Raw genomic sequence first — 10,614 nt, 5'->3', positions numbered from 1 at the left:
GCGCCGCGCAGAGATCGACGCCGCCGAACATCAACTGCGCACCGAGATCGCCCGCTTTCTCGAAGCCGTCCGCCCGCTGGAGCGCGCCCGCGACGACGCCCTGGCCGCCCTGCGCCGCCAGACCATCAAGCCCCTGGTGGAACACGCCCTGCACGACATTCGCCAGGGCCTGCGCAAGCAGATCAAGGACACCGTCAAGCTCACCCACTGGCTCGACCAGGTGGAGCAGGCGGTGCTGGGCGACATCGACCTGTTCGAGCCCCTGGACGCCGAACGCGGTGGCGACCAGGGCACCGATGCCGAAGACGACCGCAAGGACGCGCTCGACGACCTGCTGGCCCGCTGCCAGGTGAACCTGGTGGTAGACAACCACGGCCGCACCGCCGCCCCCGTGGTGGTGGAAGACAACCCCACCCAGCGCACACTGTTTGGCAGCATCGAGCACGGCTCGGATGCCGACACCGTGCACCCCGACCACACCAGCATCCACGCGGGCAGCCTGCTCAAGGCGCATGGCGGCTTCATCCTGCTGCACCTGCACGACCTGGCCGCTGAAGAAGGCCTGTGGCAGCGCCTGCGCCGCTTTCTCCGCTGCGGCCGCCTGCAGATCGAGGAAGGCGGCGGCGGCCCCGCCCATGCCCCCGGCGGCGCCGTGGCGCTGCAGCCCGAGCCGGTGGACGTGGACGTAAAGATCGTGCTGATCGGATCGGTGGACGAGTACTACGCACTGCAAGACGCCGACCCCGACGCCGCACGCCGCTTTCGCGTGAAGGTGGACTTTTCAGACCACTTTGCCGCCACCCCCGCCACCCACCACGCCACCGCCATCCTGGTGGCCCACGTCTGCAAAAAGCGTGGCCTGCCCCACTTTGGCCCCGACGCCGTGGCCCTGCTGCTGGAGCAAACCCACCGCGAGGCCGACGACCAGCGCCGCCAGAGCGCACGCTTTGCGCACACCGAAGCGCTGGCCATCGAAAGCGCCGCCCTGTGCAAGGCGCGCGGCGGCACCCTGGTGCAAGCCGCCGACGTGTTGGCCGCCCTGGCCGCCCGCACCCAGCGCCACAACCAGCCCGAAGAAGAGCTGCACGACTCCATCACCGAGGGCGAGCGCCTGATCTCGATGGCAGGCTCCATCACCGGCCAGATCAACGCCATGACGCAGATCGACCTGGGCGACTACCGCTTCGGCTTCCCCGTGCGCATCACCGCGCGCACCTTTGCCGGGCAAGAGGGCCTGCTCAACATCGAGCGCGAGGTCGATATGTCCGGCCCCATCCACGACAAGGGCGTGCTCATCCTGCACAGCTACCTCACCGCACTGTTCAGCCACGTGGCGCCCCTGGCGCTGAATGCGTCCATCGTGTTCGAGCAGGAATACAGCGGCGTGGAAGGCGACTCCGCCTCGTGCGCCGAGCTGTATGCGCTGCTGTCCAGCCTGTCAGGCCTGCCCCTGCGCCAGGGCATTGCCGTGACCGGCGCATTGAACCAGCACGGCGAAGTGCTGCCCGTGGGCGGCATCAACGAAAAGATCGAAGGCTGGTTCCGCGCCTGCAGCACCGCCGGGCTGGACGGCACGCAGGGCGTGCTGATCCCCGCCCGCAATCAGCGCCACCTGATGCTGGACCGCAGCCTGCTGGACGCGGTGGAACGCGGGCTGTTCCATGTCTACACCATGGGGCACGTGAGCGAGGGAATTGCGTTGCTGACGGGCGAGGCGTCGGGAATGAGCCCGGCGGAGTTGCTGCAGGCGCAGGCGGATGAACTGGCTGGAGGCGCGGCCACAGTAGAGGATACGGTGATGCAACGGGCGGAGGTGACGCTGCGGGCGTATCGGCGTGCTTGTCAGGTGGCGGGGGGTGCGCGGAGGGGGCGACGGAGGTAGCTGTATTGCATTGGTTCACGTGTGCTCAGGGTTGGCTTTCCTTTGCAACGCTTACAGGTAATTGAATGCAAATATGGGGCAGTCTTCTGTCTCGGGCAAGCTGATATAAGCGGCTAATTGCAGCCTTCTCCTTTGTCGACTCCGAGAAACTTAGTGCATCCTTGCCCGTGAAATTGGGCGAACATAGACTCAATGCAAGCAGTCCTGCCTGAGTCAAAAAGCGCTTTGACCGCAGTTGACCATTCTGGTTGTCCAGGAACTAAGAATCAATCTATTGATGACTCATGAGCACGACCAAGAAAGGCGATGAGCTGGAGCTAGCGATCTTCAATCTGTTCAAAACGCAGATCGAGGCCAATCGCTTCTTCGCGACCAAAGAATGCTGCCGGATCTTCCATCGCAAGGGCTACTACTCAAAGGACCGCGAGAGCGAGATCATTTTCGATGTTTCCATCGAAATCAGCTTCCCTGGTGCAGCCGAGTATTCGATGCTCGTGATCATCGAATGCAAGAACTACGCAGAGCCAGTCCCAGCTAGTGATGTTGAAGAGTTCTTCGCTAAGGTCGAACAAGTCGGCCCATCGAACACCAAGGCAATATTTATTTCCACGGCAGCGCTCCAGTCAGGTGCGCTGGCCTATTGCAGATCGAAGCGTATGGGCGTTGCCCGTTACTTCAAGGCGGAAGAACTGAAGTGGGAACTGCAGCGATCAGCCTCTGCAAGCTACTTCGGCAATTCCGCTATCGACGATGCCGAGGTCTATACGGGGCTGACACGGCCGGACTATAAGAGTTCCGTCTTCGAGTTCTACTTGCAGTCACCCAACAAAAGTACGAACTCTCTCGGGACATTTTTCGAGGACCTTCTCGTTGACGGCCTTGAGAAAGACCACCCGATACGGAAGATGCATCATCCTCGACCGCATCGACCCAAGGGCGTCCCTTTCATCGAAATACACAACATTGAGCGACGCGCGCAGGAGGCGCTCGAGCTCGCGAGTATCGATTGCAGCTACGTAGACCTTGACTTGCTCTGCGCTAGGCACCCGAAAACTAAAGGGCTGAATCTACAACGCACCAGGGTCACTACTACAGAAGCTGAACAACGCCCACTTGGGCGCATTACGTTTGATCCGTTGTCAATCGTGTTGTTCGAGACAGGGGACTCATCCTCTGGTAGAGATCGGTTCACCCTTGCCCACGAGCTCGGACACCTATTGCTCGGACACGATAAATTCCTGAAGGCTGAGTGGCGCGACCAAGCGGACAACGACGGCTTGGAGAGCATTCATGACGATGGCACCGCGCTCAAGAGGATGGAGTACCAAGCCAACTATTTCGCCTCCTGCCTCCTCATGCCGCGCGAGCCCTTCGTAACTGCTTTTGCCGATGAACTGCGTATACGCGGCCTTCACGACAAAGGCTTTGGACCACTGTTCGTTGACGCGCAACAGTGCAACCTCGACAACTACCATGCCATCACAAGCCAGCTAACGAAACTTTTCGGAGTTTCAAAAGCGGCGGTTGCGATACGTCTTGCTGGCTTGAACCTGCTGAAGGACGCACGGTATCCAAAGCCTGGTGTGCTGCGAATAGCTGCGCTAGATCACCTGTTTGACCTTGCCGATCAGTGAGGCTTGCCGCTCGGGCGTTAGGCTGAAACAAGCAGTCGCGGTCCGACCGCACACTGTTGACATCGCCTAAGCCGCGCCGACACGAGCGCTCAGCCACGCCACAACATCCCCCGTCACCTCATCCCGATTCGTCTCATTCAAGATCTCATGCCGCGCCACCGGGTACAGCTTGACCGTGACATCGGCCACACCTGCGTCCCGATACCGCTGCCCCAGTTGCTCCAATAAGACCCCGCCTGCGGCCAGCGGGTCTGCGTCGCCGGATGCGATGAGGATGGGCAGGTCGCTGCGGATGCGTGCGAGTTGCGCGGGGTCGGCCAGGCGGGGCGCGGGGGCAAAGAGTGAGGGGATCACGTCGGGCGGCACGTCCCAACCGCACCACGGGTCGGCCACGTAGGCATCGACCTCAGCAGCATCGCGCGACAGCCATTCGTAGCCGGTGCGGTGCTCGAAGCCTGCGTTGAATGCTGCGAGCCCGGCGGGCGCATCGGCGGGGGCGTTGGCCATGGCGGCGGCGAACAGGTCGAGGGCGGTGGAGCCTGACAGGATGACGCCGGACCAGGTGGCCGAGTGGTCCACGATGGCCGCCTGCGCTGCGAAGGAACCCATGGAGTGGCCGAACAGGAACACGGGTAGTTGCGGCCCATGCTGCGCGCGCAGCAGTGCGCCGAACTGGGCCACATCGGCAATGAGGCCGCCGAAGCCTGCGCTGCCAAAGTCACCCAGCTTGCCACCTGCCGTGCGCCCGTGGCCGCGATGGTCCACGGCGTGGACGATGAAGCCTGCGGCGTTCAGGGCACGCGCAAAGCGGTCGTAGCGCTCGCCATGCTCGGCAAGGCCGTGGGAGATTTGAACGACGCCCACAGGTTGGCCCGGGGTTTCGGCCCAGGTGTAGGTGGTGACCTGGGTGCCGTCTGCGTTGGACTGGAAGGAGGAGGTGGTGGTGCTCATCGTTTCATTCTGGCATGGGGTCCGGCCAGCGCGCCACGATGAAATTGCCATGGGTGTGGCCTCCAGAGCTTCCCGCAGTCCAACTCGGCAACACGCGTTTTGGGACCAGCGGCAACCCATGGCCCGCCCCCGCCTGCGTGGGCCTTACCTACCGGCTGGGGCAACGCACGGGGCTTTTTTCTTGAATCAAAATGGCGCTCTCCGCCCGTCTGTATTCATTGTTAGCTATCCAACTTATAGCAAACAAGCTATCCACCAGATTGCACGCCCTGCGCGCACGCACCCGGCAGCCCGCCAGCCGCAGGTGCACACCCCGGCGGCGCAGCGCGGGACGCTTGAGCCGCGCGGGCTGCCTGCACTGCATCGCGAATCGCCTGCACCACCACCTCGGGCTTCTCCAGGGGGATGCCGTGCCCGCTGTCCACCCACACCTGGGTGGCACCGGGGTAGAGGTGGGCGAAATCGGCGCGTTTTTGGCGCACATCTTCGGCCAGCGCAGACGAAGCCCCCGGGGTTTGCAGCGCGCTGAGCACAAACACGGGCACGGCGGGGTCCACCGGCAGGCTGGCAACAAGTTGCCCGGTGGCATCCAGCGCTGCCAGCTCCTGCTTGACCACGTCAGTGGTGCCCAGGCGGAAGGCCACTTTGAGCCAGGTGGGCCACAGGTCTGGGTTGCCAGCCCCTCGCATCTGCTCGGGGTGGGTGGAGTCCACCAGCACCAGCGCCGCCACCTCGCCGGGGTATTGGCGCGCAAACAGCTGCATGTACAAGCCACCCAGCGAATGGCCCACCAGCACGTAGGGTGGCGGCAGCTTGCGGGCATGGAGCAGCGCCCGCAGTTCTTCCACCACATGGGCGCCGTCGCGGGGGCCTGGCGATGCCTCGCTGTGGCCGTAGCCTGCGCGGTTGTAGGCCAGCGCGGTGGTCTGCTGCACGGTGCCGGGCCAGACCTTGGCCCACCAATCGAGGCTTGCCCCCAGCCCGTTTTCGAACACCACCACCGGTGCGCCCTGCCCTGCCAGGGCGTGTTCCACCGTGCGCCCGCCCGCCGTGTCGGTGACCACGCCCGGGACCGTGGCGCAGCCCGCCAGACACACGGACAACCACAAGCCCGCCAACCGCCATCTGTTCATTTCGCTTCGACCATTCTGTTGAGTGAAGCCGCCGCGCTTGCGGGTGCAAGCCAGGGCCTTTGAAAACCTGCCGGGGGCAGGCCACGAGGGCGCATCGGCCGCATCACGCCGCCACAAACACGCCGTGCAGCCCCAGCGGCAGTGCATACGGCAACGTGGCCTGCGCCACGGGGCCGTCGGTCAGCGCGTCGGCGGCAAAACACGACAGCAGGGTTTGCTTGCGGGCGTAGTCCAGCGCGGTGCCCAGCACCCAGCCGGGGCCGCGCTCGTCGGGCACCCAGACATGTTCTTCCACGATGGTGTGGGGGCCGTAGCGGTAGCGCTGCGACGCACCGGTCTCTACGTTGGTGGAGGCAATGGCGCCCCACAGCGGCAGGCCGCCCTGCGTGCCGGTGGCATGGACGACCTGGCGGTGCCGCTGCCCCACCCGCCGGGGGTCGATGCGCGGAAACTCCGCCTCCACACCCAGGCTGGCCTGCGTGGCCTGGCCGGTGCGCAAGTCCAGGCGGGCCACCGTCAGCACCGGGCCTGCCGAGCCTGCGAGCCGGGCGCGCATCACCTCGCGCGTGTCGGTGAGGACGCTGGATGCGTCGGTGGCGCGCGCGTAGTCGAGGTGAATCACCGTGCCGCTGGCGGCTTGCTCCTCCCAGGCATTGCCCAGGTGGAACAGAAAGCCCGCAGGCAGGTGGAACATCTGCTGCCGCTTCCAGTCCTGCTTGTTGACCGCCAGCACGCGCATGCCCAGCTCGGGGCGCCATTGGTGCGCGTCCAGCACGCTCGCCCCGGCCATGCGGCGCTGGGCGTCGTACACCAGCGGGGGCAGCAGAAAGACGAGGTGCCCGGCCGTGACCGCAAAGTCGTGCACCATGGGCATGTGGCTGAGCGGGAACGCATCGGCGCGCCGCAGCGCCCCTGCGGGGGCGATTTCATACAGCAGCAACAGGCCGTGGTGGGCATCCACGCCAAAGTTCCAGATCGTTCCGTCGGGCTCCACCCGGGGGTGGGCCGAGAAGGGCACGCCTGCCAGGTCTGCGCGCCAGGTCTTGAGGCCCCGGGTCTCCAGCGTGAGGGGGTCCAGGCGCGTGGCCGAGCCGCCCTCCCACAGCGCTAGAATGTCGCCGCCCACGGGCAGCATGCTGATGTTGGCGGCGTTCATGCTGTCGGGCGAGCTGGGTGGCTCGCGGCCCGGGAACACGGTGCCAAAGCCTTCGGTCAGCCTGCGACCCGCCTGCACTTCAGCCAGCCGCTTGGCGGTGGCCACATAGCGGCCCTGGTGGTGCACCGTGTTGCCGCCGATCACAAAACGGTGGGCCATCCCGTCGCCGTCAAACCAGTGCTGGTAACGCTCTCCACCCAGGTCGTGGCCCGCCGGGCCCACGCGGTACAACGTGCCCGCCACGGCATACGGGAAGCGCCCGCGCACCGAGGCGGCGGTCAGAGGAATGTCTGCCGCCGCAGTGGCAAACGCAGGCTTCCACTGCGCCTGGGACGCTTCGAATTGAGCGTGCCAGCTGGGGGACGACGCTTGTGCGTGCGCCGCATGGGGCACCTGGGATGCCAGGGACGCAAGCAAGGGGCCGCCGCCAGCGGCCATGAGCCGCAGCACCAGATCACGGCGATGGATGGACATGAAGACGCCTCAAAAAGGACTAGCGCAGACGGATGGTGATGCTGTTGTCGGCATCCAGCGGCACGGCGGCAGCATCAAAACTGGGCGGGCCCATGCGGCCCCGGGCGTCGTTGGAGAAGCCATACCGCTCTGTGGGCAGGCCCAGCAGGTTGGTGTCCAGCTTGGCGTTGCCGTTTTCGTCGGCAAACGACTTGACCACATAGCGCCCGGCGGGCAAGCCGCTGAACACCAGTTGCGCGGCACCGTCGCGCAGTTCAATCTTCTGCGAGACCACGGCCTTGTTGCTGGCAAACGCATCGGCCGAGTCGAACACGGCCAGGTAGAGCGTGGCTGGCGCAGCGGGGCCGTCGGTCACAGCAACCCGCAGGTCGGCCGCGCTGGCCGCCAGGGGCAGCCAGGCCGCAGCCATCAACAAGGTGGTGGGGATCGACTTCATGGGGGTGCTCCGTGCAGCGTTGGGCAGGCCGCGCTTCAGCACCGCCCGGCCGCTTTCAGCAAGGCGTTGCACTCGGGGCTGGCACTGCGGCCACGGGCTGCAGGTGCAGTGGCTGCTGCGGGTGCTGCGGCCGCAGGGCTGCTGCTGCCGCTTTTGCTGGCTGCCATGGCGGTGCAGATGGCGTCGGAGTGCGGCGTCTGCCCAAAGCTCATGGCCTTCTGGAAGCCCGTGGCGCCGTACAGGTAGCAGCGGTAGGCCATGCCGTCCAGGGTGTTGACGGTGTAGTTGATGCGGCCACCGGTTTCCTCTTCGCGGTCGGTGATGGAGAACTGGCCCACGGACCGCCCGATGGCCTGCGCCGTGCGCTGCTCCAGGCCCCGCTGGTCAAGGGTGGACGCGCAGCCGCTGAGCAGGGCCAATGCCGCAATGGCCGGGGCGGCCCACAAAAGCGCAGGGCGTGTAGAAGACTTCATGGGGTTCCTTGGTGTCATGGGTTTCATCGAACAAAGCAGTTGTCTGCGGGAAGGTTCGCCACGCTCGCGGCCACGGCCGAAAGCGATGGCTTGCTGCTGGGTATCTCATCGCCCAGCAGGCACAGCTGGCGGGCAAACGGCAGGGCCCAGATGGCGCCGGAGCGCGTACCCGTGATGGTGTGCAGCTCGCCCCAACGGGCGGCCAGCGCCGGGCTGGCGTCAGACCGGGCAAAGCGCATCACCCCCAGCTTGCTCGGGCCCACCAGTTGGGAGGCGCCCGCACAGTCGTTGCCCGCAAAGACCAAAACGCCTTCGTAGTAGTCGAGCGTGGCCTGCCCGGTGGTGCGTGCCCGCAGCGTCTTTTTGAACGACTGCGCCCCCACCGTGGCGCAGCCCTTCTGCACCCAGTCGCCTTCCAGCGCGCTGATGGCAGTCGTTGGCGCCATGCCTGCTGAGCCCCCGCCCCATCCCCCATCGGACACAGCCACGTCGCCGTCACCACCGCTGCGCCCGCTGCACGCCCCCAGAGGCAGGGTGAGCCCCAGGGCCAAGGTGATGAGGGCTGCAGGCACCACGGCTGCACGGGGCAACGAAGGCAGCGAAGGAGGCAATGGGCACAACGCAGTCATACACGGCTCCTTGGTGGATGGGGGGAATGAAGGAGAAAGAAGAGAAACAGGCGCGCAGCAGCCCGCCACCGGCCCAGCCCTTCGGGCCCGGCCGTGGTCACGGTCTGTCTAGAAAGTGCGGGAGGTCAGCCCGGCTTGCGGGCCACGATGAAGACCCGGATGTCCTTGCCCCGGGTGCCATGGCGTTCGACGGAGACAATCTCCAGCCCTTGCCGCACCAGGGCTGCCTGCAGCTGCTGCGCGTCGAAACACAGCACCTGCGGCGCCTTGCCAATGGCCTGCATCAGGGGCAGCGCCAGACGGGGGATGAGCGGGTTCATCTCGTTGATGCACGGCGTCTTGGAGATCAGCAAACCGCCGGGCCGCAGGGCCTGCACCAGCAGCTTGAGCGCATGGTCCAGGTCTTCCACCAGGTGCAGCATGCTGAAGGCCAGCACCACGTCGTAGGCACCCTGCCCCTGCCCGGGTGCGTCGGCGTCGGCCAGTGCAAAGCCCAGCTGCGGCACGGGCTGGGCGGCCAGCCGTTCCCGGGCGATGGCAATCATCCCCGGCGCGACATCGGTGGCCAGCATGCGCCCCGTGAAAGGCGCCAGCCGCATGGCCGTGCTGCCGGTGCCACAACCGACCTCCAGCACATCCGCTGCGGGAGGCAGCAGCGCCTGCACGCGCTGCAGCGTGGCCTCGTAGCCCGCCATGTCGGCAATCGGCTCGGCAGCGTATTTGGGCGCTATGCGGTCCCAGAAGCGGGCCTTGCGGGCAAATGAGGATGCACCCGCCTCCGCGTGTGGCGTGGCATGGAGGGCCGGGGCAATGGAAGGCGTTGGCATGGGCGGGTGGGGCATCGGGCGTTGAGCGATACCGGAATGCTATCCATGCAAAACACCGCAGGGAACGGCCTTTCTTGCAGTGAACATATACATTTACGCATGGACAACCTCGACTGGAACCAGCTCAAAGCGTTTCTTGAGACCGCAGAAACCGGATCGCTATCGGCAGCCGCCCGCAAACTGGGCCTGACCCAGCCCACGCTGAGTCGCCAGGTGGCCGCCATCGAACAGCACATGGGCGTGACCCTGTTCGAGCGTGTGGGCAAGGCCATGGTGCTCACCCCCACCGGGCTCGACCTGCTGGAACACGCGCGTGCCATGGGCGCCGCCGCCGAGGCCCTGGGCCTGGCGGCCACGGGCCGGTCTGAGGCAGTGGGCGGTGTGGTGTCGGTGTCCGCCACCGACGCCGTGGCCGCCTACCTGCTGCCGCCCATCGTGCAGCGGCTGCGCGCCCAGGAGCCGGGCATTGCTGTTGAAGTGATCTCGTCCAACGCGCTGAGCGACCTGCTGCGCCGCGAGGCCGACATTGCCATCCGCCACGTCAAGCCCGAGCAACCCGACCTGATCGCCCGCCTGATCGGCGAGGCCACCGCCCACTTCTATGCATCCGAAGGCTGGGTGAAGACCCACGGCCACCCGCGCACCGCGCAGGACGCGACCCGGGTGCCGTTTGTGGGCTCGGACCGCGCCGGGCGATATCTGGCGTACCTGCGCCAGTACGGCCTGCATCTGAGCGAAGACAACTTCAGCTGCTACTCCGACCACACCGTGGCCCACTGGGCGCTGGTGTGCCAGGGCATGGGCATCGGGGCCATGATGGACAACATCGCTAGCCACACCCCGGGCGTCGTCCGCGTGCTGGACGATGTGCCGCCGGTGCGATTTCCGATCTGGCTGGTGTCGCACCGCGAGCTGCGCACCTCGCGGCGGATCCGGGTGGTGTTTGAGGCGCTGGTGGAGGGGTTTTCCAACGGGGAGTCGCAGGACGAGCGCTGAGCGCGGCACGGGCCAAAGCTCAG

The 10,614-nt window shown here is 66.0% G+C and carries 10 protein-coding genes; 3 read left to right on the top strand and 7 right to left on the bottom strand.

Going from position 1 to position 10,614, the window contains the following annotated elements:
* Together AC07Z7_RS20000 and AC07Z7_RS19995 are read left to right on the top strand one after the other, a co-directional pair.
* Positions 1–1,882, top strand: a 1,882-nt coding sequence (locus AC07Z7_RS20000) for a Lon protease family protein (protein WP_494767418.1), incomplete at its 5' end; no start/stop codon positions are given.
* 284 nt (positions 1,883–2,166) lie between these two features.
* Complete coding sequence (locus tag AC07Z7_RS19995; protein ID WP_494767417.1) at positions 2,167–3,516, top strand: ImmA/IrrE family metallo-endopeptidase; 1,350 nt, start codon at positions 2,167–2,169, stop codon at positions 3,514–3,516.
* A gap of 66 nt (positions 3,517–3,582) precedes the next feature.
* Here the strand turns inward: AC07Z7_RS19995 and AC07Z7_RS19990 are convergent, their stop codons facing one another.
* The 7 genes from AC07Z7_RS19990 to AC07Z7_RS19960 all read right to left on the bottom strand — a co-directional run bounded on the left by AC07Z7_RS19990 (position 3,583) and on the right by AC07Z7_RS19960 (position 9,595).
* On the bottom strand, positions 3,583–4,467 hold the full coding sequence (locus AC07Z7_RS19990; RefSeq protein ID WP_494767416.1) for an alpha/beta hydrolase: 885 nt from the start codon (positions 4,465–4,467) through the stop codon (positions 3,583–3,585).
* A 248-nt stretch (positions 4,468–4,715) separates the two neighbouring features.
* Complete coding sequence (locus AC07Z7_RS19985) at positions 4,716–5,600, bottom strand: alpha/beta fold hydrolase (RefSeq protein ID WP_494767415.1); 885 nt, start codon at positions 5,598–5,600, stop codon at positions 4,716–4,718.
* Between the two features lie 103 nt (positions 5,601–5,703).
* Complete coding sequence (locus AC07Z7_RS19980) at positions 5,704–7,230, bottom strand: carotenoid oxygenase family protein (protein ID WP_494767414.1); 1,527 nt, start codon at positions 7,228–7,230, stop codon at positions 5,704–5,706.
* Between the two features lie 19 nt (positions 7,231–7,249).
* Positions 7,250–7,666 carry a DUF2141 domain-containing protein gene (locus AC07Z7_RS19975; protein WP_494767413.1) on the bottom strand — a complete coding sequence of 139 codons (417 nt, stop codon included), beginning with the start codon at positions 7,664–7,666 and terminating at the stop codon, positions 7,250–7,252.
* Between the two features lie 35 nt (positions 7,667–7,701).
* A complete protein-coding gene (locus tag AC07Z7_RS19970; RefSeq protein ID WP_494767412.1) occupies positions 7,702–8,139 on the bottom strand; it encodes a hypothetical protein in 438 nt (145 codons plus the stop codon).
* A 23-nt stretch (positions 8,140–8,162) separates the two neighbouring features.
* Entirely contained in the window at positions 8,163–8,768 is a 606-nt protein-coding gene (locus tag AC07Z7_RS19965) for a hypothetical protein (protein WP_494767411.1), read from the bottom strand.
* 125 nt (positions 8,769–8,893) lie between these two features.
* On the bottom strand, positions 8,894–9,595 hold the full coding sequence (locus AC07Z7_RS19960) for a class I SAM-dependent methyltransferase (RefSeq protein WP_494767410.1): 702 nt from the start codon (positions 9,593–9,595) through the stop codon (positions 8,894–8,896).
* A gap of 99 nt (positions 9,596–9,694) precedes the next feature.
* On the opposite strand from AC07Z7_RS19960, the gene AC07Z7_RS19955 reads away from it, so the two are divergent.
* A complete protein-coding gene (locus tag AC07Z7_RS19955; protein ID WP_252658903.1) occupies positions 9,695–10,591 on the top strand; it encodes a LysR family transcriptional regulator in 897 nt (298 codons plus the stop codon).
* Positions 10,592–10,614 lie beyond the last annotated feature (23 nt).

It is taken from the genome of Acidovorax sp. GW101-11A03, from assembly GCF_059424825.1.
This window is presented reverse-complemented; position numbering and strand designations above follow the sequence as displayed.